At 60.6% G+C, this 24,093-nt stretch carries 18 protein-coding genes and 1 riboswitch; of the genes, 9 read left to right on the forward strand and 9 right to left on the reverse strand.

Features of this window, described 5'->3' with window-relative positions; genetic code table 11:
- Positions 1 to 348: 348 nt before the first annotated feature.
- Genes exaC through pedF form a run of 4 tightly spaced genes read right to left on the reverse strand, consistent with a single transcriptional unit; the run spans position 349 to position 4,040 of the window.
- Complete coding sequence (exaC, locus tag KL786_RS22785; RefSeq protein WP_215519040.1) at positions 349 to 1,869, reverse strand: acetaldehyde dehydrogenase ExaC; 1,521 nt, start codon at positions 1,867 to 1,869, stop codon at positions 349 to 351.
- Between the two features lie 27 nt (positions 1,870 to 1,896).
- Positions 1,897 to 2,823: a quinoprotein relay system zinc metallohydrolase 1 gene (locus KL786_RS22790; protein WP_215519041.1), complete on the reverse strand. Its 927-nt coding sequence runs from the start codon at positions 2,821 to 2,823 to the stop codon at positions 1,897 to 1,899.
- Complete coding sequence (locus KL786_RS22795) at positions 2,820 to 3,575, reverse strand: quinoprotein dehydrogenase-associated SoxYZ-like carrier (RefSeq protein ID WP_215519042.1); 756 nt, start codon at positions 3,573 to 3,575, stop codon at positions 2,820 to 2,822. Before KL786_RS22795 ends, KL786_RS22790 begins: the two co-directional genes overlap by 4 nt.
- A gap of 3 nt (positions 3,576 to 3,578) precedes the next feature.
- A complete protein-coding gene (gene pedF, locus KL786_RS22800) occupies positions 3,579 to 4,040 on the reverse strand; it encodes a cytochrome c-550 PedF (RefSeq protein ID WP_029298463.1) in 462 nt (153 codons plus the stop codon).
- A gap of 254 nt (positions 4,041 to 4,294) precedes the next feature.
- On the opposite strand from pedF, the gene exaA reads away from it, so the two are divergent.
- Both exaA and KL786_RS22810 read left to right on the forward strand, forming a co-directional pair.
- Complete coding sequence (gene exaA / locus KL786_RS22805; RefSeq protein ID WP_215519043.1) at positions 4,295 to 6,187, forward strand: quinoprotein ethanol dehydrogenase; 1,893 nt, start codon at positions 4,295 to 4,297, stop codon at positions 6,185 to 6,187.
- 59 nt (positions 6,188 to 6,246) lie between these two features.
- Complete coding sequence (locus KL786_RS22810; protein WP_090291438.1) at positions 6,247 to 6,894, forward strand: pentapeptide repeat-containing protein; 648 nt, start codon at positions 6,247 to 6,249, stop codon at positions 6,892 to 6,894.
- Between the two features lie 20 nt (positions 6,895 to 6,914).
- Here KL786_RS22810 and KL786_RS22815 read toward each other — a convergent pair whose 3' ends face one another.
- A complete protein-coding gene (locus KL786_RS22815; protein ID WP_154842929.1) occupies positions 6,915 to 7,541 on the reverse strand; it encodes a response regulator in 627 nt (208 codons plus the stop codon).
- A 275-nt stretch (positions 7,542 to 7,816) separates the two neighbouring features.
- On the opposite strand from KL786_RS22815, the gene KL786_RS22820 reads away from it, so the two are divergent.
- Together KL786_RS22820 and KL786_RS22825 are read left to right on the forward strand one after the other, a co-directional pair.
- Positions 7,817 to 8,371: a PQQ-dependent catabolism-associated CXXCW motif protein gene (locus tag KL786_RS22820; protein WP_215519044.1), complete on the forward strand. Its 555-nt coding sequence runs from the start codon at positions 7,817 to 7,819 to the stop codon at positions 8,369 to 8,371.
- A gap of 27 nt (positions 8,372 to 8,398) precedes the next feature.
- Positions 8,399 to 9,064, forward strand: coding sequence for a response regulator transcription factor (locus KL786_RS22825; protein WP_215519045.1), 666 nt, complete (start codon positions 8,399 to 8,401; stop codon positions 9,062 to 9,064).
- A gap of 59 nt (positions 9,065 to 9,123) precedes the next feature.
- Here the strand turns inward: KL786_RS22825 and cobF are convergent, their stop codons facing one another.
- Positions 9,124 to 9,882, reverse strand: a complete 759-nt coding sequence (gene cobF, locus KL786_RS22830) for a precorrin-6A synthase (deacetylating) (RefSeq protein WP_215519046.1) — start codon at positions 9,880 to 9,882, stop codon at positions 9,124 to 9,126.
- 47 nt (positions 9,883 to 9,929) lie between these two features.
- Positions 9,930 to 10,496, reverse strand: a complete 567-nt coding sequence (locus KL786_RS22835; protein ID WP_215519047.1) for a histidine phosphatase family protein — start codon at positions 10,494 to 10,496, stop codon at positions 9,930 to 9,932.
- Positions 10,497 to 10,875: 379 nt separating this feature from the next.
- On the opposite strand from KL786_RS22835, the gene KL786_RS22840 reads away from it, so the two are divergent.
- From KL786_RS22840 to dkgB, 5 genes are all read left to right on the forward strand, one after another.
- On the forward strand, positions 10,876 to 15,291 hold the full coding sequence (locus KL786_RS22840) for a hypothetical protein (protein ID WP_215519048.1): 4,416 nt from the start codon (positions 10,876 to 10,878) through the stop codon (positions 15,289 to 15,291).
- Positions 15,292 to 15,357: 66 nt separating this feature from the next.
- Positions 15,358 to 15,562: riboswitch (cobalamin riboswitch) on the forward strand.
- A 91-nt stretch (positions 15,563 to 15,653) separates the two neighbouring features.
- Positions 15,654 to 17,594 (forward strand): TonB-dependent receptor plug domain-containing protein, encoded by a 1,941-nt coding sequence (locus tag KL786_RS22845; RefSeq protein WP_252193826.1) that lies wholly within the window; start codon positions 15,654 to 15,656, stop codon positions 17,592 to 17,594.
- Positions 17,594 to 17,953 (forward strand): (2Fe-2S) ferredoxin domain-containing protein, encoded by a 360-nt coding sequence (locus KL786_RS22850; protein WP_215519050.1) that lies wholly within the window; start codon positions 17,594 to 17,596, stop codon positions 17,951 to 17,953. Before KL786_RS22845 ends, KL786_RS22850 begins: the two co-directional genes overlap by 1 nt.
- Complete coding sequence (locus tag KL786_RS22855) at positions 17,950 to 18,864, forward strand: ABC transporter substrate-binding protein (RefSeq protein WP_215519051.1); 915 nt, start codon at positions 17,950 to 17,952, stop codon at positions 18,862 to 18,864. Before KL786_RS22850 ends, KL786_RS22855 begins: the two co-directional genes overlap by 4 nt.
- 228 nt (positions 18,865 to 19,092) lie before the next feature.
- Positions 19,093 to 19,896: a 2,5-didehydrogluconate reductase DkgB gene (gene dkgB, locus KL786_RS22860; protein ID WP_215519052.1), complete on the forward strand. Its 804-nt coding sequence runs from the start codon at positions 19,093 to 19,095 to the stop codon at positions 19,894 to 19,896.
- A gap of 1 nt (position 19,897) precedes the next feature.
- On the opposite strand, the gene KL786_RS22865 is transcribed toward dkgB, so the two are convergent.
- The gene (locus KL786_RS22865) at positions 19,898 to 20,332 is read right to left on the reverse strand and encodes a chemotaxis protein CheY (RefSeq protein ID WP_215519053.1); all 435 of its coding nucleotides are present in this window, start codon (positions 20,330 to 20,332) and stop codon (positions 19,898 to 19,900) included.
- A 121-nt stretch (positions 20,333 to 20,453) separates the two neighbouring features.
- Positions 20,454 to 24,092: a transporter substrate-binding domain-containing protein gene (locus tag KL786_RS22870; protein ID WP_215519054.1), complete on the reverse strand. Its 3,639-nt coding sequence runs from the start codon at positions 24,090 to 24,092 to the stop codon at positions 20,454 to 20,456.
- Position 24,093 lies beyond the last annotated feature (1 nt).

Here is a 24,093-nt window from a genome sequence, read left to right on the forward strand (position 1 = left end):
GATGAAGATCAAAGGTGGGAGCTGTCGAGCCCCGGCGAGGCTGCGATAGCGGTGGGTCAGGCGACATCTTCAGTGCCTGTGTCGCCGCCATCGCAGCCTCGCTAAAGCTCGACAGCTCCCACAAGGGATTGGCTGTGGATCCGGGATTTTGGGCTGAATGAAGGTCAAATGTGGGAGTCCCCACTAATCAGCTTTTAGAGGTAATGTTTAACCCTTTAAAATCAGTAGCTTATTTTATATTTGATAAGAGCGGGCTTGCTCGCGATGGCGGTGTGACAGCCAGCAACCCTGTCACTGCTTCACCGCTATCGCGAGCAAGCCCTCTCCCACTTTTTTGACCGCGTTAGATCAGAAGAACCCCAGCGGGTTGATGTCGTAGCTCACCAGCAGGTTCTTGGTCTGCTGGTAATGATCCAACATCATCTTGTGGTTCTCACGCCCCACGCCCGACTTTTTGTAGCCACCAAACGCTGCATGCGCCGGGTACAGGTGATAACAGTTGGTCCACACCCGCCCGGCCTTGATCGCCCGGCCCATGCGGTAGGCGCGGTTGATGTCGCGGGTCCACAGCCCGGCACCCAGGCCGAATTCGCTGTCGTTGGCAATCGCCAGGGCTTCGGCTTCGTCCTTGAAGGTGGTCACACCCACCACCGGGCCGAAGATTTCTTCCTGGAACACGCGCATTTTGTTGTGGCCCTTGAGCAGGGTCGGCTGGATGTAATAGCCGCTGGACAGGTCGCCCTCCAGGTGCTCGGCGGCGCCACCGGCCAGCAGTTCGGCGCCCTCCTCCTGGGCGATGGTCAGGTACGAGAGGATCTTGTCGTACTGCTGCTCGGACGCCTGGGCGCCGACCATGGTCTCGGTGTCCAGCGGGTTGCCGCGCTTGATCTTGACGATCTTCTTCATCACCTCGGCCATGAACGGTTCGTAGATCGACTCCTGCACCAGCGCCCGCGACGGACAGGTGCACACCTCACCCTGGTTGAAGAACGCCAGCACCAGGCCCTCGGCGGCTTTTTCGATAAAGGCCGGTTCCGCCTGCATGATGTCTGCAAAGAAGATATTCGGTGACTTGCCGCCCAGCTCGACGGTAGACGGAATAATGTTCTCCGCCGCCGCGTGCATGATGTGCGCGCCCACCGGGGTGGAGCCGGTAAAGGCGATCTTGGCGATGCGCTTGCTGGTGGCCAGGGCCTCGCCGGCTTCACGGCCAAAGCCCTGGACAATGTTCAGCACGCCGGCCGGCAGCAGGTCGGCGATCAGCTCGGCAAATACCATGATCGACAATGGCGTCTGCTCAGCAGGTTTGAGCACGATGCAGTTGCCGGCGGCCAGGGCCGGGGCGAGTTTCCAGGCGGCCATCAGCAGCGGGAAGTTCCACGGGATGATCTGCCCGACCACACCCAGGGGCTCGTGGAAGTGATAGGCGGTGGTCAGTTCGTTGATCTCGGCGGCGCCGCCTTCCTGGGCGCGGATGCAGCCGGCGAAGTAGCGGAAGTGGTCGGCGGCCAAGGGTACGTCGGCATTCAAGGTCTCGCGTACGGCCTTGCCGTTGTCCCAGGTCTCGGTCACGGCCAGCACTTCCAGGTGCTGCTCGATGCGGTCGGCAATTTTCAACAGCACCAGGGAGCGATCCTGGGCCGAGGTTTTGCCCCAGGCGTCGGCGGCAGCGTGGGCAGCGTCCAGGGCCTTGTCGATATCGGCGGCACTGGAGCGCGCAAATTCAGCGATCACTTCCCCGGTGACCGGCGAGGTGTTGGTGAAGTACTCACCGTTGACCGGGGCCACAAACTCGCCACCGATGAAGTTACCGTAGCGCGGCTTGAAAGTGACGATGGCGCCGGGGGTGCCAGGTTGTGCGTAGATCATGATAAGGCCTCTTTCGGTGTGATGTTGTTATTGATCTATCCGTTGCATCTGCCCGCGTTCGTAGCGGGGATACAGGTGGCTGACACTGCGGATCAGTTCGTAGCGGCTCAAGCTGATGGCCGCGAAACGTTCGGGGATGGGGCTGCGGATCATCTCGCCCATGGCGCTGCCGTTGGCGGCACCGGTGGCCATGAGCTGGTCGAGCCAGCCCAGGTAGTCACGCATTTGCGCGAAGGGTTGGGTGTCGGTTGCCACTGGGCCATGACCGGGCACGATCACCTTCCAGGGCAGGCCTTGCAGGGTGGCGATATCCGCCAGCCATACCGACAGGCCCGGGGTATTGGGGGTGGTCAGGGCGCGCTGGTAAAACACCAGGTCACCGGCAAACAGCACGCCGGTTGTTTCATCGAGAATCGCCAGATCGGCACCCGTGTGCCCACTCAAGGCCAACAGGCGCAAACGATGATTGCCGAAGGTCTGCACGCCGGGCGTGATGGTTTGGCTCGGCAGCAGCACTTCGGTGCCGCGCATCCAGTCGCCGACCATGCGGTACATATTTTGCGCCATGACGTCGCCCTGCTCGCGCAGCAACGTGATGGTGCCTTGCAGGGCACCAATGGGCACGTCCTTGAACGCCTGATTGCCCAGCACATGGTCGGGATGGTGATGGGTCAACAGGACCTGGATCACCGGTTTGTCAGTGACCGTGGCAATTACCTGGCGCAATGCCTCGCCATAGCGCCGGGACGGCCCGGTGTCGATCACCACCACCCCGGCCTGGGTGACGATAAACCCGGTATTGACGATATTGCCGCCGTTGTCCCTGGCGAAATTATCGGTGCTGCCTTCCAGCAGCCAGGTATCGGCGGCGATTTGCCGGGGTTTGAGGGCGTAGTCCAGATCAGCCAGCGCCGGCAGGCTCAGGCCGAGCAATAGCCACAGGAGCAGTCTCATGGGATCGCCCCTTCGAATTGGCTGCCGCTGGTGTCGCGCAGCAGCAGGCGCACCGGCCCTGGGCTTTGCAGGTCAAACGCCAGGTCGGGGTTCTCGCTGACCGCCGCAAACAACTCCAGGCGTGCCAGCACCCGATCCTGGGCGTCGCGCAATTCGGCATGGTTGATATAGAACTCAGGGATGCCGCTGACCATGCCATTGTCCATCGGGTGCGCCACTTGCAGGCGCAACCGGCTGAAGTCGCTGCGTGGGTAACGACCGCCCAACACCTCGCCCAAATGCTCTTCCCAGCCCGGCTGGCTGCGCACCACGCTGGGCGCCGTGCAGCCACCGCCGGCGGCGTCGATCAGGGTCGAGCCGACATGCCACAGACCATCCTTGGTCAATACGGCGGCGCGCAGCGGCGTGGCCTGTTCGATACGAATGCGGATCGCCAACCACGGCAACACGCCCTCTCCCGGCTGGAAATCGACAATTTTCGGCAGTGGATTGAGTTCGGCCCAGGCGATGATTTTCACCACCTCGTCCTTGAAGGCGCGGGCGTCGATTTCCAGCGGTACCTGGCGTGCATCCTCGGCAAATGGCGGCGCCAGCAACTTGACCCGCTCATCAAAGACGAACGGAGCATTGTCCAGATACTGCTTGTGGTAGTAGCTCCACATCACCGACGGCACCGGGTCTTTGCCGGGGTCCATCCCGTAGGCGGCCAGTGGCAACCAGCAGGCCAACAGCCAATGTGCGCGCCAGCCCATGGCTTACTCCTCGACGTGCACGCTATCAAGATAAGTGCGCACCGCCCACAAGGCTTCCTGGCTCAGGTAGTCGGCCATCTTCGGCATATACACCCGGCCATCGCGCACTGCGCCATGGCGCACCCGCTCCACAAACCATTCGTCCCCGGCATCGCCCTCATCAAGCATGCGCAGGTCAGGCGCGATCCCACCGGACTTGGCTTCCAGGCCGTGGCACGCGGCGCAGTTCTGGTTGTAGGCCGAAGCGCCGACTTCCACGGCCTTGTCGCGCTGCGGCGACTGGCGATACGGGTTCACCGCCGCCCAACCATCGGCATCCAGTGTCACGCCGGCATCCTTGACCGGCGTCAGTCCCTTGGTTTCCACGGCCGTGGGTGTCACGTTGCCATGGGCCCAGACGGAGCCTGTACCGATCACGCCGGCCAAGAGGCCAGCCAGCAGCAAGGCGTTGCGTTTTGTTGTCATTGTTTTTCCCTCAGGATTGCACGCAAAACCCCTTTGCAGAGGCTATGGCAACCATCTTAGGAACGCCTCGCCAAGGGCCGTATGCTGCTTTGGTGGCCGGGGTCTACTCCCTTGGTAGTAAGGCTTGCGAGGCACTGCTAAATCAGATGCGGTTCGGGAAATTGTCCCGGCCACACCGGGACATTTTCCGTATCCGGGCGCCCCGTCCACGCAGCAACCTGTGCAGGCCAAAACCTCCACTGGGAACTGCAACCATGACAATAAGATCGCTACCCGCCCTCTCGCCGCTGAGCCTTGCCGTGCAGGCTTTCCTGCTGGTCGGCAGCCTGTCCTTGAGTGCGGCGAGCTTCTCTGCGACCGAACCTTCGAAGCAGACTCGCAACATCACCTGGGAAGACATTGCCAACGACCACCTGACCACCAAGGACGTGCTGCAATACGGCATGGGCACCAATGCCCAGCGCTGGAGCCCGCTGGCTCAGGTCAACGACAAAAACGTATTCAAGCTGACGCCGGCCTGGTCCTACTCGTTCGGCGATGAGAAGCAGCGCGGCCAGGAATCCCAGGCCATCGTCAGCGACGGCGTGGTGTATGTCACCGGTTCCTACTCCCGGGTCTTCGCCCTCGACGCCAAGACCGGCAAGCGCCTGTGGACCTACAACCACCGCCTGCCCGACAACATTCGCCCGTGCTGTGACGTGGTCAACCGCGGTGCGGCGATCTTCGGCGACAAGATCTACTTCGGCACCCTCGATGCACGCCTGATCGCCCTCGACAAAAACACTGGCAAAGTGGTGTGGAACAAGAAATTCGGCGACCACGCCGCCGGCTACACCATGACCGGCGCCCCGGTGCTGATCAAAGACAAGGTCACCGGCAAGGTCCTGCTGATCCACGGTAGCTCCGGTGATGAGTTCGGTGTGGTCGGCCAACTGTTTGCCCGCGACCCGGACACCGGCGAAGAGGTGTGGATGCGTCCGTTTGTCGAGGGCCACATGGGCCGTCTCAATGGCAAGGACAGCACCACCACCGGCGACGTGAAAGCGCCTTCGTGGCCGGATGATCCGACCACCGAAACCGGCAAGGTCGAGGCCTGGAGCCACGGTGGTGGTGCCCCTTGGCAGAGCGCCAGTTTCGATGCCGAGACCAACACCATCATCGTCGGCGCCGGCAACCCCGGCCCGTGGAACACCTGGGCGCGGACCTCCAAGGACGGCAATCCCCACGACTTCGATAGCCTCTACACCTCAGGCCAGGTCGGCGTCGACCCAAGCACCGGCGAAGTGAAATGGTTCTACCAGCACACGCCAAACGATGCCTGGGACTTCTCCGGCAACAACGAGCTGGTGCTGTTCGACTACAAGGACAAGGACGGCAAAGTGGTCAAGGCCACCGGCCACGCCGACCGCAACGGGTTCTTCTACGTGGTGGACCGCAACAACGGCAAGCTGCAGAACGCCTTCCCGTTTGTCGACAACATCACCTGGGCCAGCCATATCGACCTCAAGACCGGGCGCCCCGTAGAAAACGAAGGCCAGCGGCCGGCCAAGCCATTGCCGGGCGAAACCAAGGGCAAGCCGGTGGAAGTCTCGCCGCCGTTCCTCGGTGGCAAGAACTGGAACCCCATGGCGTATAGCCAGGACACAGGCCTGTTCTATATCCCGGGCAACCAGTGGAAAGAGGAATACTGGACCGAAGAGGTGAACTACAAGAAGGGCTCGGCGTACCTGGGCATGGGCTTTCGTATCAAGCGCATGTATGACGACCACGTCGGCACCTTGCGCGCAATGAACCCGACCACCGGCAAGGTGGTGTGGGAGCACAAAGAAGCCCTGCCGTTGTGGGCCGGCGTGCTGGCGACCAAGGGCAACCTGGTGTTCACCGGGACGGGGGATGGTTTCTTCAAGGCCTTCGATGCAAAAACCGGCAAGGAGCTGTGGAAGTTCCAGACCGGCAGCGGCATCGTCTCCCCGCCGGTTACCTGGGAACAGGATGGCGAGCAGTACATCGGCGTGACCGTAGGCTACGGCGGCGCGGTGCCGTTGTGGGGCGGCGACATGGCCGAGCTGACCAAACCGGTGGCGCAAGGCGGGTCGTTCTGGGTGTTCAAGATCCCGAGCTGGGATAACAAGACCGCCCAAAAATAATCCATCTGATGGCAAGAGGGGCTGCTTTGGGCAGCCCCTTCCACCTTCGAGGTCTTGTGATGAAATACCTGCCTTTATTGCTACTGCTCGCGTTGCCCCAGGCCTACGCCGACGAGGGTGACGACCAACCGCTGGTCATCAACGGTTGCACCATCGCGCCCCACAGCCAATGCCCCGGCGCCAACCTCAAGGGCGCCAACCTGCGCAACCAGGACTTGAGCAAAATGAACCTGGCCGGGGCTGACCTGCGCGAGGCCGACCTGCGCCACGCCAACCTCGACTTGGCCAACCTGGAAAAAGCTCAACTGCAAGGTGCCAACCTGACCCGCGCGAGCCTGCAACAAGCCAACCTGCGCCTGGCAGATTTCAGCGGCGCCACATTGATGGCGGTGCAAGGCTGGGGCATGTTCGCCCAGGGCGCACAATTCGAAAACGCCAACCTCAGCGGCGCTTACCTGCAATTTGCGCGCTTGTCCGGGGCCAAGCTGCACAAGGCCAACCTGCGTGCGGCGGACCTGGAAATGACCTGGTTGAGCAAGGCCGACCTGCAAGGGGCGGACCTGAGCGATGCCAACCTGCAAGAAGCCAAGTTCGGTGAAAGCAACCTGGAACGGGCCACCCTCAGTGGCACCCGCCAGCACTATGCCAATTTCCAGGATGCGAACATGGAGGGCTGCAAGGACTGCCCCACCACTTGGGATCGCTGACCGCCAGTGGGCGGTGTGGATCATCCCGCCGCCCGCACCACCCCCAGGTCAATCCCCACATGTACCAATTCGGCATGGGACGTAACCTGCAACTTGCTCTTGAGCAACGTCAGGTAATTGGACACGGTCTTGCTGCTGATACTCAGTTGATCGGCGATCGAACGGGTGGGCGTGCCCTTGGCCAGCATCAGGAAAATCTCTAGCTCACGGGCCGTCATGCCCTGCAACCGATGATCACTCGGATGAAAGGCCAACTCCGTGGCCAGGGCCTGCTCGATATAGGTATGGCCGTCGAGGAGGCGCTGCACTGCTTCATTCATCACCGCAGGCGTTGCGCCCTTGGTGATATAGCCCGATGCACCGGCCTCCAGGGCCTGGCGCACCAGGGGCAACTCATCGTGCTGGCTGAAAAACAACACGCGCAATTGCGGCAGGCGCTGGCGCAGGCGGCGGGTGGTTTCCAGGCCGCTGATGCCTGGCAGGCCGACACCTGTGATCACCAGGTTCGGCACTGCTTCCTGCACCCGCAGCAGTGCATCTTCACCACTGCCCGCCTCGCGCACTTCGACGCCCGGCAACTGCGCCCGCAACAGGCTGGCGTAGCCGAGCCGCACCACCGCGTGTTTGTCCACCAGTAGGATATTCATGGTGCATGCACTTGCATCATCGCAGTGGGCGACGGTCGCGGGCCGTGGAGCTTGTCGACCCCGATCAGGCTGAGGATCAGCAAAAACGGCAAGAGCAGCGCCTTGAGGATTCGCATGATCGTACAACTCCTGGGGATGAGCATTGCGTTCATGCTAGAGCCCTCAGGCAACAGGCGATTTACTACTTTGGTACTGGTTTTGCTGTCTATCGTCGCATTCCCAAGGCAGCTCGACTGGCATGTAATGGGCGCATAACTATAAGGATCGAACCTGCCATGCTGCCCGCCCGCCTGACTCTGGTTGCAGTGCTGTCGCTGACCCCGCTGCTGGCGGCTGCCCAACCGCCAACCGCGCTGTTTTCCCGCGACGGCTACCGCATCAACTTCTACCGCAGCCCCACCCCAGAACACTTGCCGGGCGCGACCATCGTCGATACCCAGGCCTTGCAAACCCTACTGACACAACAGCCGCGCCCGGTGCTGATCGACGTCTACCGCCGGCAATGGCTGCACGGCCAGTTCATCGAAGACCAGCCCCATGCCAACCTGCCCGGCAGCCACTGGCTGGCCAATACTGGCGATGGTGAGCTGACGCCCGAGTGGCAAAGCTATTTTGCCCGCCACCTGTATGCCTACAGTGGCGGTAACCTGGCACAACCGTTGGTGTTCTACTGCCGCTCCGATTGCTGGCTGAGTTGGAACGCGGTAAAACGGGCCAATGCCTTGGGCTATACCGCTGTGTATTGGTATCGCGAGGGCCTGGACGCGTGGGAGGCAGCCGAGCTGCCAGTCGCCGCAGCACACCCTGAGCCCTTTGAACTTGTCCACTGAACAATCACAATAAAAAGGTGAACGGCCATGTACAAAATTCTGATTGCCGACGATCACCCGCTGTTTCGCGAAGCGATCCATAACGTCATCAGCGACGGCTTTGCCGGTAGCGAAGTGATGGAAACCGCCGACCTGGACAGCGCCCTGGCCCTGACCCAGGAACACGACGACCTCGACCTGATCCTGCTGGACCTGAACATGCCCGGCATGCACGGCCTCAATGGCCTGATCAACCTGCGCAACGAAGCGCCGACCATTCCAGTGGTAATTGTCTCGGCCGAGCAGGACAAGCAAATCGTGCTGCAAGCCATTACCTATGGCGCGGTCGGTTTCATCACCAAATCCTCGCCACGGGCGCAGATGACCGAGGCGATCCAGCAGATTCTCAATGGCAACGTCTACCTGCCGCCAGACATCATCCGCACCCAGAAAAACCTCGGCCAGCGGCGCATGCACGACAATCCGGCCTTCGCCCCGGAATTGCTCCAGGCCCTGACACGCAAGCAGTTGCTGGTCCTGGAGCGAATGACCAAGGGCGAGTCGAACAAGCAGATTGCCTACACCCTGGAGATTGCCGAGACAACGGTGAAGGCCCATGTGTCGGCGATCCTGCGCAAACTGAATGTGCACAACCGGGTGCAGGCGATCCTCAGCGCCGGGGATATCGATTTTGGCTCCTACCTGCGGCGCTGATTCCCCTGAGCAGTGAGCTCAATGTGGGAACGGGCTTGATGACCGCGTTCCTACAGCAATCAGGGCTTGCGTAGCAAGTAAGTGTCCATGATCCAGCCATTGGCCTGGCGCGCCGCCTTGCGCACGCGTTCGATTTCCTCGGCCACTTCGGCCACCTTGCCGCTGATCAGGATTTCGTCCGGGGTGCCCAGGTACGCACCCCAATAGATGTCCATCTGCTGATCCGCGACGCGGCGGTAAGAGTCCTCGGCATCCAGCATCACCACCAGCGTATCGGCATCACCGACCTGCCCCGCCGCGAGCCGACGCCCGGTGGTGATCTCGATGGAACGACCGATGCGGTTCAGTGGCACCTTGTGCTGGGCCGCCAAGGCCTGGACGCTGGTGATTCCGGGGATGACCTCAAACTCAAACACACTGCTGCCACTGGCCAGGATCGCCTGCAGGATGCGGATGGTGCTGTCGTACAACGCCGGGTCGCCCCAGGCCAGGAAGGCCCCCACTTCGCCGTCGGCCATCTGTTCGTTGATCATCCGTTCGAAGGTCTGTTGCTTGTCGCGGTTCAGATCCTGCACGGCCGTGGTGTAGTCGATCTCGCCACGCACACGCTCGGGGCAGTCGGCCTCGACAAAGCGGTAGGCATGCCCGGCGTCGATATAGGTCTGGCAGATCTCCCGACGCAGGTCGATCAGTTTGTCCTTGCTCTGGCCCTTGTCCATCAGGAAAAACACATCGGTGCGGTTCAGCGCCTTCACCGCCTGCATGGTGATGTAGTCGGGGTTGCCGGCGCCAATGCCGATGATCAGGATCTTTTTCATGAAGGTGTTCTCAGTGCGGGGCCGGGATTTTGCCATGTTCGCGTGGCTCAGGTCTCGCGCGTTTCCAGGCGCAGGCGCCAGACGTTGTTGAAACGCAGCTCGGTGGAGGACAACGGCTCCACATCAATCCGATTGAACATTGCCAGCGGGCCCTGCGTGACGTATAGCAACGCGGCGCGGATCACAAAGGGGTGGGTCACCGCCAATACATGGCCCGCGGTCTGCTCCAGGGACTGTAGCCACTGCCCTACCCGCTCGCACAGTTGCTCAACGGACTCACCACCATGGGGGGCCGCCGTAGCATCCGTCAGCCAGGCCTGCAAGGCGTCAGGCTCAACCTGCTGGACCTCATCGAGGCCTTGCCCGCGCCATCGCCCCAAATCACAGTCGCGCAAGGCCTCTTCCACCTGCGGGTGCTCGCCAAACAGCAGCGCAGTCTGCCAGGTTCGGACCTCGGGGCCGCAGAGCAAATGGGGGGCGCGCTTGAAACGCTGTGCCCGGGACAACTGCGCCTGCTGCCAAGCCATTTGCAACGGCTCATCCAAGGCAAAACGTGCGCGTTTGCGGTCCTGGATGCTGGCGTGGGCAATCAGGGTCAAGCGAGTGGCCGGCATGGAAAACCCCACGAGTTTCAGGATGAAGGAAGCGTAGACCGGCGAAGTGATTTGAATATGTCACAGCGATCCTGGCACAGAACGCCGACTCAACGCCGGCGCAGCCACGCCACTGTATTCGGCACGCACGCCGTAAGCCAGACCCGGTTACGGTCAAGCTGCTCTCCATTTCTGGAGGTGTAGACCCTGGCTTACATCGCTACAACTCATTCCAAACGTTCACTACCGGCCCCGCACGCCCAGCCTTTGCTGGCCGCTCTTGAAAATACTTACAACCTGCATCGGAACTGATGCTCCTTTCTGCTCACCTACTCATGGCATTGACTGCTGAATAACGCCGTTCAAAAAATCATCCTGCGTTCTCTTCAAGGACATTTTCATGAGTGCTATCGAATCGCGCCGACCTGTCTTTTCCAGTAGCACCCACCCTTTAGCAGAACCTCGGTCGGGTCCAAGCACAGCGGCGCCGCTGAATCGATCCCGACGCGACACCCAGGAGGCGTCCACGGATGACCTGCAAGATGCCCAGTACCTTGTGCAAGAAAGTGACGGTGAACTGGCGAAACAGTACGCCCTCGCACTGGCCTTTCATGACAATTCCAACGCACCTTCCGAGGCCCTGGACCCGAGCAGGCTGACGGTTAACAACATCCCGCCCGACTCCACATTCGCAAGGGTGTGGAAAAAATTCAACGACGCATTAAAAGCAGAACCTTTTGCAACATTTGCCAGAAATAACAACATCAATACGCAAAACTTTACCTGGACCCCCAGTTCAGCCTCGCTGGACTTCGAAATTCGCGGTGAGTCCGGTCACTTTTCAAAATACACCCCTGGCTGGGAAACAGCATCCGCAGCGGTCGCCGCTGCCGCGAGAGCGTTGGAGCCCACACCTGAGTATTCTTTTATTCATACCGGTGAAGACTGCGCGCCTCTGGCCCTGATCGGCGACTTCTACGGCCACTCTGCCTACGCCACCCGAAGCGAGCGATTAGCCTCAATCCAGGACTTGCTGACCCACTCTTCATTTCCCTCCCTGCGCCCCTCAAACTCCAACGACCTGCAATCTGCACATATCATCGAACAGCAACGCCAAACCGCAGAGACCATCGCCAAAGAATTTTCCAGACCGGTCTCCGACCTGCCCCCCGAGCCCCGTGATCAAACGCCGTCCGCGCTGGTGGATAAAGCCGACGGGGAACTGGCGCGCCAAACCGCTTCTGCCCTGCTCAGACTCAGAGACGAAACACGCCCTTCTGATGCCCCGCCCCCCTCCAGGGTCATATTTCTCGAACTTCCCATCCTTTCGACACTTTCCCAAACAGCCAAAGCATTTAATGAAGCACTCTCCAGCGATGCTTTTTTGAACTTCGTAGAAAAAAACAATCTAGTTGTTGCAAACCTCAGAGTAGATCCGATCTCCGGGAACCTGCTGGTCCGCATCCCGAGAGGCTCCAGCGCTCCACCCAAAACCTTCACACTGGATGACTCTTCAGGCTGGTCGGCGGTGGCTCCAGTCATCGTGGCGCTGGCGAAAAAGCTGAGTGCGGGAACCGGGGCACTCGTACCTTGCTTCAACATTGAAACGGCAACCCTGAAGCAGGTTCTGAGTTTCTATGCAGAGCCGCCAGCCGATACCAGCCTGCAAGGTGTGCTCAAGCAAAGCGCGGCCCTTAACCGCAATGGCTTCACCGCACTGACAAGCGCCGCAGTCGACGAGCATTCCCTCACCGTCAAGCAAAACCAACTGGCCGTCAAACAACGACTGGATGAGGAAGCAACCCCAGAGAAACCCGTCAAGGTAAAAACCGTGTACTTCCCGACCGCCGAGATAGTCAGTCGCCAGTTTGCCGGCGAGCCCGGTTTGCACTCGGTCATGGGGCGATTGCTCACTGACGCCTTGAAGAGCGCATCACCCGAACTGGACTTCGATATCAACCACATCGACGTTGCCCAGCCCGACCCGGACAACCCTGGCCAGTTCAAGCGCATGCCCCTAACGGACCTAGCCCTGGACTACCTGACAGACGACGCTGCGCCAGACTTACCCGCCAACAGCAAACTGGTCGATACCCGCCCCGACCTCCTGGCCCATACCGGCAACACCCCGGGCACACCACTCCCCGTCGACATGAGCGTGGTCCAAAGTGCTTTACGCGCCCTGCCTGGCCAACTGAACCAGGCGTTGGCCACAGACGTGCCCAACTACTGGAGCCAGCCCGCCTTCAGCGCCCCCCCTAATGGCGGTATCAGTCCCTTTGCTGGCAGCCATCGCACAGTGATCAGTGACCTGCTACGCGACAACCTGCGACTGGCCGGACTCAAGCAACCCGGCCTGGATGAACAGCAGCGAGAAACGCTGGACCTGGTGGTGCGCTACCCCAACGGTTCAACGCGCGCACGCCACACCGAAAACTCCGAGGTGACGGTATTCAAGCTCGGCAGCCTTTCCGAGCCCAGCCAGAGCTCGCTAGAGTCCACGTCACCGAACTTGCTGATTCAGCGCCATATCGCCGACCGCACGCTCCTGCTGCTGTGCGAACCCAGTGGCAAAGTGACTCCCTATGACTCCTACGTGGCGTTCGACGCAGCGCGGGAGCTACAACTCAAGGCGCAGCCCCCTGAGCAACGTCTTTTCAACACCCTGCGCAAAGTGGACGGCAATGCTTTCGATAGCCAGGCCCAGACCATTATTACTGAGCGTCTGGATGACAGGCTTGTCTCCGATCCTCCCCCTCTCAACCTGGGCAACCTTGATCAGCCTCAACGGAAAATGCCCGGCTGGGTCAGCAAAGCCACCGAGGCCGAGCGCTTTGTCTTGCGTGAGCTCAGCCTGCAACTGGCGAGTATCACCCAACGCAACAAAGAGCGGACCTACAATAGTGATATCCCGGATATCCGCCCCTTTGCCGAAAAAACCTTCGATCAACTGGCGGTGACAGATCATCCGGCGAAAAACCTGGAAGTCGTATTCAAGGTGCCCGTCGGCGGCAACTCCCCGGGCGGTGTGATCAGTGGCAGCATCCATCGCGAACGCATGAGCATGACCGATGTACTCCTGAGAAACCTGTCGGGACTGCCCAGCAGGGCGGTGGAGGTCTATCTCCAGCCAGCTAACACGCGGGTTCCCGAACTGGAAGCGGATGGCGAACTCCAGGCGTTGATCCAGCGGATCGACATAGGTAAGAACTACCCCGAACTGCTCAAGCGCGAACTGCTGGACGATCCCGCCAAAAAGGCCGAACGCCAGTCCTTGTTTGCCCAGCAGGTACCGGTGGAACTGCAAATCAAAGCCCTGGAGCTGGCGGTTCAGAAACAATCAGAGTTCGACACAACAGGGTTCCGTTACGTCCAGGCAGCCGTCAATCCGGAACCCGGCCCAAAGACCGTCGATGGAAAAGAGATCGTCGTACGACCGCTGGCTTTCATCGCCGGGCCAGGCGCCACTCCCGACGTGGTCGATAACATGTACCTGATCGAGCCTGAGGACAGCGCCACCGGCCCGCACATCCTCTATCGCCCATTGATCGCCGACGCACCGCTGCTGCAATTCCCGACCCGCCAGGCTTTGTTGGAAGCTATCCAGAAACCGGGGCGTTTGCAAAAAGACATCCTGGCCTGGTTTCCCAGCGATGCGACCCGGGAATACTACAAGGCATGGAGTTTCCAGAAACCCTCCACCTGGGTAACAAGCCTGTTTGGCGTGGGTGACGGAGAAACCGTACCCGCTGCGCCCACATTGGCCGTGGGTGACTATGCCGCTGCCGATGCGCTGAAGGTGAAACTGCAGGCCGGACAATTGATGAGTCACCTGTACGACGCCAATGCCCAGGGCCTGACCAGCATTGCCCAGCAGCAATCGGTCTCCGATGATGAAAGTCGCTGGGCAACGCTCAAGGAGGGTGGCTATCTGTTGCTCAACGCCGTGCTGCCCGCCCTGCGCGGCCCCGGGGCCGTCATTGGCCTGGCGCTACAGTTCCAGGGCATTCTCAGCGACCTGCAAACACTGGCTGACGATGACAAGCAGAACAAGGAGCCACTCATAGCGGATTTGTTGCTCAATCTGGCGATGCTGGTGACACATTCCCGAACTGGGTCTTTGCCCAGACAGGCCGGTACAGACCCGACTTCAGGGTTGACCAAGACACCTCTGCGTGGTGGCAGCTACAACAGCATCGTAGAGGCGCCCAATGGCGAAAAGGTCCGACGCCTGATCGTCATGAAGGGCAACATGAAAAAGATGCAATTGGTCAAAGGCAACCTTTTTACCTTCGAAGATGAATACAAAGGCAAACCCCGACTCAACATCAACGCCCATGGCCGCGATCTAAGCTTCACAGAGCAACTGTCCGGTAAAAGCTCAACCATTCTCTATGACGGCGCCGAACATACCGCTGAACAACTCCATGCCCACTTACTCGCCAAAGGCATTGACCCCAGCCAGTTCGACAACATTCGTCTGTTGGTTTGCTACTCCGGCAATGGTGCCGAAAACTCCTTTGCCGCCGAGTTCCAGAGGTTGATCAACAAGCCGGTGAAGGCCTTCGTAGGAACCGTGACCGTCACCCCCAGCCCCGAGCTAGTCACCGCCGAGTTCAAGGCCGGCATCCAGATGCACGGGGCGCAAAGCGGGCCAAAACTTGTGAGCGACACCTATGCGCAATACGACAATGTTGAAACCGTCAAGGATCGTACGGGTATCTCCATGATCCGTAATCCTCTGGAATACATTCTCTTCTCCTACTACCCCGTGTATTACCCACCACGCACGGGCACCACTACGACCAATAGCTGAACCCAATCAAACTTGCGGCACTGGACAATCGCGTCGCCACATTGACGAACGGTCCTGCGAATGTTCAGATGCCGTCCTGTTTCAGGTGCCTCATGCCGCCGTGCATGGGGTGAAACGGGAAACCGGTACGCTCGATCGAGCAAGTCCGGTGCTGCCCCCGCAACGGTATACGCGTGACCTCTTCGACACACCACTGTGGCCAGAACGCCATGGGAAGGTGAAGAGTTCGATACGCGTGAGCCCGGAGACCGGCCTGGAATTTCTGTTTGGCAAAATCCTGCGGTGGGCGGGCATGGGCCGGTATTGGCGTGTGCTCAATGCCTTCTCCTGCGTGCTTCTGCGAAGATACTTTCGGGAAGACTATGATTTTTCAACGTTGCGTCACAACAGGTCCTAGCCTGCTGCTGGGTTGCCTGTTCAGCCCCCTGCTACTCGCTGACAACAGTGCCCTGGAACTCAAGCCGCAGACCGTTTCCGCGCCGTCGGTGGAGTCCACCACGGTGGCCGACATGGCCCAGTACGGCAGCAAGGTCGAGATTGTTACCCGCGAGCAGATCGAGCGCGCCGGCCCCAGCGCGGATATCACGCGGGCGATGCAGATGTTCATCCCCGGTTTCTACGTCGCACCGAAAAACGGCCCATTCGACTACGGCACCTACTCCCTGCTGGGCGGGCGCAATGACGACACCCTGATCCTGCTCGACGGCGTGCGCCTGAACAACCGCCTGTACGGGGGCCTGTACCTGGACACCTTGCCGGCCAACGCCGTGGAGCGCATCGAAGTGCTCAAGGGCGGCCAGAGCCTGTTGTTCGGCACCCAGGCCGTGGCGGGGGTCATCAACATCGTCACGCGCAGCCCGCAGACCCGTGACGTATCCGGCGAGACCAACCTGGGCGTCGATACCTTTGGCGGCACCACCGGCGATGCCCGGGCCGAGCGGATTTTCAGCAATGGCCTGGGCGACCTGGGCCTGCTGGCCTACGTCAGCCATAACGTGTCCGAGGGCTACCAGCCGTTTCGCAACCGCGACATGAGCAACGTCACCGACAAGAAACGTTCCTACGAAGTCACCACACTCGGCGCCAAGGCCATCCAGTCCTTTGGCGATGACTCGCGCCTGGAGCTGTTTTACCAGTACACCGACGCCAACCTGGACTTCGCCGGCGCCACCAACAACCGCAAGACCACCAACGACCGCGTGCAGCAGATTGCCACGGCGACCTTCGAGCAACGCCTCAACGAGCGGTTGAGTTACTTCGTCAAGGGCCATATCAACGATTGGGACACCCGCTACTCACGGGTCAACAACACCGCCGACGGCGGCACCCTGGTGCGCAATCACGATGACTACTGGGGCTTCACTGACTGGGGCGTGCAGGCTGAAGGCAAGGCCGAGCTTGAGGGCGGCCATGTGCTGGTGTTCGGCTCTGACAACCAGTGGTTCAAGGGCCAGGACGACGTGATGGTCATCGACAACAACAAGGCCGAGGCCCACGCCTTGTACACCCAGTTGCGCCCGCAGATAGACGCCCTGCCCGACTGGCACCCGAGCATCGGTGTGCGCCACGAAGCCATGAGCGGCGGTGACAGTGCCACCGTCGGCATGCTCACCTCGCTCTATGACCTCAATGCCAACTGGGCCTTGCGCGGCCAGTACGGCACGGCGTACAAGCTGCCGAACGCCGAGCAACTGTTCGTCAACGAACCCGGCGACGAGACCGGCAACCGTAACCTCAAGCCGGAAAAAAGCCGCAACGCCGAGCTGGGCCTGGACTACAAGGGCCTGCTGGCCGATCGCGACTTCAGCGCCAGCGTGACCCTGTTCAAGCGCAAGATCACCCACCTGATCACCGTCGACAATGCCCAGTGGGTCAACGGCCAGGGTCAGATCCAGATGCGCGGTTTCGAGGCCGACGCCAAGCTGGCGCTCAACAAGCAATGGAGCCTGCAGGCCGACATGACCCGCAATCTCACCGAGTCCCGTGCCGGCGTGACCATCAATGATGTGCCGAGCTTCTTCGCCCGTTCACGTGTGGGCTTTGAGTCGCAGAATCGCCTGTGGGGCGCCGGCGCGGCTATCCGCTACATCCACGATGTGATCAGTTCGAAAAAAGTCGAGTACGGCCACTACTCGGTGGTGGATGCCGATGCCTACCGCTACCTCGACAACGCCCATCAACACCGGGTGAGCCTGCTGGTGGAAAACCTGTTCGACCGTGACTACGTCACCAGTCGCTCCAGTAACGTCGACAACCTGGGCCGACCGTTCACTTCCGAGGTGCGTTATACGTATCGCTTCTGATGACTGAGATCACGCAAATCGACGGAGTGGACACCCACCCCGACTGGTCCCGTATCCCCGATCATGCCCGCCATGTGCTGCTGTGTACCGGCCCGCGCTGCACCCAGCGCGGCGCCTTGCAGTTGTGGAAGACCTTGCGCCGGCGCCTGTTGGAACACCAACACATTGAAGTACCCGGCGGTGTACTGCTCACTCGTACCCATTGCCAGTTCCCGTGCAACCTGGGGCCAGTGCTCACGGTCTACCCGGAGCGCTGCTGGTATGGGGTGCGCAGCAAGACCGATGCCGTGCGTTTGGTGGATGTACACCTGGTCGGCGGCGAAGTGCTTGAAGAGTTGCTGATCCGGGAGCGCCCATGAAACGCCTGGGAGGATTTACCATCGCCCTGTTGTGGAGTGCATCGGTCCTGGCTGACGGCTACCGCAATTGTCAGCAGGATTGGCGCCTGCCCCACGCGCCACCGTCGCGGATTGTCGCCCTCAACCAACACGCCGCCGACATGCTGCTGGCCCTGGGCGCCGGCCCGACGCTGGTGGGCGTGGCGTACCTGGATGACAACGGTGCCGCGCATCAGCAGGGTCAGTATTTGGGTGTACCGGTGATTGCGCCGCGCTACCCGGCCAGCGAGGTGCTGTATGGGCAACGGCCGGATCTGGTGGTGGGAGGATTTGCCACGGCCTTTGGCAACGGCATCACCTCACGCACCGGGCTGGCCGGCAACGGTGTAGGCTCCTATCTACTGGAGTCGGCCTGTGCCGGGCATTCCCTGGACTTCTTCGGCCACATTCGCAATGACCTGCTGACGTTGGGCAACCTGCTGCATAAACCGCAGCGGGCCCGCGACCTGATTGACGCGCTGGACGCCGACCTCGCCCGCGCACAGGCACTCGCCAAGCCGGCAAAACCCTTGTCGGTGTTTTACCTCGACAGTGAAGTCAACGGCCTGGACAGCGAAGGACGACAAGGCTTTGTCACCGCCCTGCTGGCCGCCGCCGGGGCGCGTAACCTGTTGGCCGGGATCAATCAATACCGGGTCACGGTCAGCAGTGAAACCCTGATGATGAGCGACCCGGACGTGATCCTGCTGGCCGATGCCGTATGGTCCCCGGCCAGCCGCAAACGCCAGTTGCTGACCCGCGACCCGGTGCTGTCGCGCCTGCGGGCAGTGCGGGAAAACCGCATGATCAATATCCCGTTTACGCACCTGGTGCCCAACGTCGGCAGTGCCAAGGTGGTGCTGGACCTGGCGCGCGAACTCAACGCCCTGTAGGAGCGAGCTTGTCTCCGGGCGGCGTTCCGACGAAAAACTTACAGGCGCCGCATTCATTCAGTAAGCACGCGTTATCGTTGACGTTTTTCGCGAGCAAGCTCGCTCCTACTGGAGGTCAGGCCATTCATGACGTGTGGTCAAGAGTCATTTGAACAATCGTGGGTGTTTCCCCTGGTGTCCCCGGCCGATACTCGATGCCATTGTTCACACCACCACAGGAGTCATTTCATGTCTATTCCCGCATTCGGCCTTGGCACTTTCCGCCTGCAAGGCCAGGTGGTCATCGATTCCGTCAGCGCCGGCCTCGATCTGGGCTACCGGGTCATCGATACCGCGCAGATCTACGAGAACGAAGCGGATGTCGGCCAAGCCATCGCCGACAGCGGTATCCCTCGCGACGAGTTGTTCATCACCAGCAAGATCTGGATCGCCAATTTTGCCGAAGGCCAGTTGATCCCCAGCCTTAGGGAAAGCCTGCGCAAGCTCAAGACCGACTACCTGGACCTGACCCTGATTCACTGGCCCTCCCCGGAAAACCAGGTGCCCGTCGCCGAGTTCATGGGGCAATTGCTCGAAGCCAAGCGCCTGGGCCTGACCCGTCAGATCGGCATCTCCAACTTCACCGTCGCACTGATGAAAGAAGCCATCGCCACAGTTGGTGCCGAGCACATCGCCACCCACCAGATCGAGCTGCACCCGTACCTGCAAAACCGTACTGTGGTGGATTTCGCCACGCGCCACGGTATCCACATTACGTCCTATATGACCCTGGCCTACGGTGAAGTGCTGAAAGACCCGGTGATCCAGGCGATTGCCGAACGCAACCACGCCACACCGGCACAGGTGGCCCTGGCCTGGGCGATGCAGTTGGGGTATGCGGTGATTCCGTCCTCGACCCAACGCGCCAACCTGCAAAGCAACCTCAAGGCCGTGCAACTGACCTTGAGCGAAGCCGATATGGCGCAAGTCGCCGGCCTGGAGCGTGGTCATCGCCTGACCAGCCCCAAGGGCATTGCGCCGCAGTGGGACTGAGCTAAACCGCCGGGCTGCGCGCCAGCTCCCGCAGCCAGGGCAAGACCCGCAATCCGTTGGCGGGTGACGGCGGGTCAATGATGTCCATGAAGTGCTCCAGAGTGACGCTGTCTAGCGATCCCGGCAAGCGCATCAGGACCAGAGGCGCGGGGGATACTGGCGACTCCAGGTCCTGGTCGTCATATACCAGCACATGTCGCACCTGCGGATGTTGTTTCTGGAACGCCAGCGCTCCCCCCGTACTGGCGAACAGGCCAGAATGGATAATCAACACGTCGAATGGCTCGGCGGGAATAGCGGTCAGGATCAACACTTCGTCGAAGGTCTGCACCGGGACGATCCGATAGTAGCCCAACTGATTGAGCATTTTTTCGATATGCAACCGTTGCAGGTGCTGTTCATCGGCAATCAGGATGGTCAGTGCTTTGGTTGGCATGGCAAGTCCCTGAGCAGGCAGCTTTCGTAGAAAGCAGGAGGGGCCTACTTTTCCAGACATAATTGGACGAAAAAATCAGCGGAGTTCCCCTGACGTGTAGGAGTTCTCCCAAATCCTACCGTTATGCATGATCGCAGTAGTCCGTCAGGGCCTGATGCAACTGATCAATGGCTTGCTGCACACCCGTCACCGCCGAGGCCAACGCCTGAGGGTCGCGCAGTTCACTGGCGGCTTCCAGCGCCTCACACTGGCTGACCAATGCCTCAGCTTCGACCAGGCGCGCGCCCCCCTTGGTACGGTGGGCCAGATCATGCAACTGGGCATAGTCGTTTTGTTCGAGCAAGTCCTGCAGTTGCGTGCGGTCTGCGGCGAGGCTGTCGAGCAGTTGCGTCAGTAACTCCTTGATCGCTCCAACATCGGAGCCGGTCAATTTCAGCAGGCGGCTCAAGTCCAACCCCGATACCGCGCCAGCTTCCCCCCCGGCATTGACCGAAGGCATGGCGGTACGTGACGCCAACGCAGCATGCAGGTCCTCCAACCCCGTGGGTTTGAACAGGCAACCGTCCATCCCCGCCGCCAGGCAACGCTCGGTTTCCTCCGGCTGAGCATTGGCGGTGAACCCCAGCAGCAGGCAAGGCGCCAAGCCACGGGCGAGCTCATCGGCACGGATTTCACGGGCCAGGTCATAGCCATTTTTCAACGGCATATTGCAGTCGGTGATCACCCCGTCGAAGCGCTCGGCCCGCCAGCATTCCAGGCCCTGTACCCCATCGTTGGCGGTGGTGATCCGGTGCCCCAGGAAACTCAGTTGGCGGGTCAGCAATAGACGGTTGGCGGGATAGTCGTCCACTACCAGGATATTCAACACATGGGCTGGCGGTGCCTCCAGGGCAACTGGCTCGGGAGGTGCGCCGGCCGAGGCCGCCACAGCCAGGGGCAGTGTGACCTCCACCCGCGTGCCCTGCCCCAGCACGCTGCTCAATTTCAGCTGGCCACCCATCATTTCGCACAGGCTACGGCTGATCACCAACCCAAGTCCCGAGCCACTGCGCGCCGACTGGTCGGTGTTGCGCCCTTGAATAAAGGGGTTGAACAGACGCATCTGATCCTCGACGCTGATGCCCACCCCACTGTCCTCTATCACCAGCCGCAAGCTCAAATAGCCATTGGCAACGGCGGGGGACCCACTGGCACTCAAGCGCACATGGCCCTGGGCCGTAAACTTGATGGCATTGCTCAACAGGTTCGAGACCACTTGTTTAAAACGCAGTGGATCGATCAACACATAACGATCGACCAACGGGTCCAGCGCCACCTGCAAGACCAGGCCCTTGGTGCGTGCCAGCCCTTCGAAGATGCGCGCTACCGAAGCCAGCAGCTCGCGCAGGTTCGAGGGTTCCAGGGTCAGGGACAAGTGACCGGACTCGATCCGGGCGATGTCGAGAATATCGCCGATCAACTCCAGCATGCCGCGCGAAGCGTCGGAGGCCACCGCCAGGGCGTCATGATCGATACGTCCCTGCTCGGCATTTTTCAGCGCCAGTTCGATCATGCCAATCACTGCATTCATCGGCGTACGGATCTCATGGCTCATGGTTGCCAGGAAGGTAGTCTTGGCACGGTTGGCCGCATCTGCCCCCTCCTTGGCCTCCTGCAATTGCCCCAGCAAGCGCTGGCGTTCGCTGACATCTACCCAGCCGGCAATCATGCCCACGACCTTTTCGTTAGCATCACGGTACGGCAGCATCCAGTGGTAAATCGTCAGGGTCGCGCGCCCTGGCACCTTGAGTACACGGTCGTGAATCTGCGGTTCGCCGCGCTCCATCAGGCGCAAGTAATCTTCATGGTAGGACTGGGCCTGAGGTTGATTGCCAATATCGATCTCAACCACGGTCTTGCCGATCACGTCTTCAAGATGAAAGCCAAATACATTGAGATAGGCACTGTTGCACGCCATCAAGCGGCCCAAACGGTCGCGCACATAGATCGGGTGCGGCGTGCCGTCGATCAACACGCTCATAAAGCGCATCTGGTCGCTCAGGGCGCGCTCGGCCTGGGCGCGCTTGCGTATCAGGCTGCGCAAGTAAATGGCCCAGCCCAGGGTGATCAGCAATAGCACCGCAGCCAGCGAGAACCCCTGGATAATCGTGTTGCGGTTACGTAGCCAATAGCTGTCTTCAATCACTAACTCGCTGCGCCAGCGATTGGTCAGCTCATCCATTTCCTGGGGGGTAATGCTCAAAAGCGCCTTGTCCAGGATCGAGTACAACTCCAACTGGCCGCGACCAACGCCAAAGGCGATTCGCGCCGGCTGCGAGCCGACCGTACTGGTAATGCGCAGGCGGTCACGGTATTGATGGGCGATCATGTAGCGCGCAATGATCAGAGCGTTGACCGATGCGTCAACACTCGCGTCGGCGACCAATGCCATGGCCTGCGCGGAATTCTCCACGTCCACTAGCACAATTTTTGGGTAGCTGCGGCTGATAATTTCCCGCTGCACGCTACTGCCGATGACTGCCAGGCGCTTGCCTGCCATATCGTCCAGAGTGATCGGGCTGCGGTCATCGTCGCGCGTGACCAGCACAAACGGGTTACTCAGGTAAGGTCGGGAAAAGCGGATCTTTTCCTCGCGCTCCATGCTCGGCGTGATGAGGGCGATCATGTCGGCCTCGCCCTCACTGACCTGCTTGAGCTGGCGGGGCAAGGAACCTCCGCGCACCACATCGAATTTCAAGCCGGTACGCAAGCTGATCTGGGCCAGCACCTCGGCACTCAAGCCTTGCCATTGCCCTCGTTCATTGAAAAATGACAATGGCAGGAATTTGTCCAGCGCCGTCACCTTGACCCGTGGATGCTTATCCAGCCAGCGCTGCTCACTGGCGCTCAGGCGCAGGCGTTCGCGACCAACAACCCCCAGGTTGCCGGCGCTCCAGCGCCGCAGGATCTCCATTTGTTCGTTGGCCGGGATCACCGCCAGCCCCGCGTTGATGATCCGCAGCAGCCGGACATTTTCCCCGGTAACCGCGAACGCAAAAGGGTTGACCTCCAGGCTGGAAAAATCAGCCATGCGCACGTTATTGAGGTGGTTTTTGTTAATCAGATAGTTGGTACTGATCGCATCGCCCAGATACACGTCCGCCTGGCCAAAGGCCACAGCGCCAATCGCCTCGATGGTCGACGAATACAACTGCAATGAGGCGTCGGCGTAATAGGCCGCCACCATCTCGGGCTGCATATAGTGATAGAGCATGGCCAGGCGCTTGCCCGCAAGCTCCGCACTCAGGGCCTGGCTGTCATCGATACGCGTCACCAGGGTTGGCTGGTCGTTAGCATACGAGCGCGAAAGACTTAGCTGCCGATCCGCCGCCTCGTAGCCATTGGCCGTACCCAGGAAGTCCACATCGCCGCGCTTGAGGGCCGCGATGACTTCGTCTCGATGCTCGTAGCGCTGCACCTGAATGGTGACGTTCAACACTTGAGCGATCAACGCCGCATAATCGGCGGTGATCCCCTCCAGATCGTCGTTGTTGTTCGTCAGATCGAAGGGGGCATAATCGGGGGCGGAAACACCCATTACCAGAGTGCGGCGCTCGCGGAGCCAGCGCCAGTCCGCTTCATTGAGGTGCACCTGCGCAGCATCAAGGCTTGAATGCCCCAGCAAGTGCAAGGGCTGTGGCTCTCCCAGAGCCACGTTGACGGTGAGTGACAGGCCCGCCAGCCAGAAGGCTGCGAGCCACTTACCCAGAACTGTCGACATA

Source organism: Pseudomonas sp. TAE6080 (genome assembly GCF_018732265.1).
Taxonomy (GTDB): Bacteria; Pseudomonadota; Gammaproteobacteria; order Pseudomonadales; family Pseudomonadaceae; genus Aquipseudomonas; species Aquipseudomonas brenneri.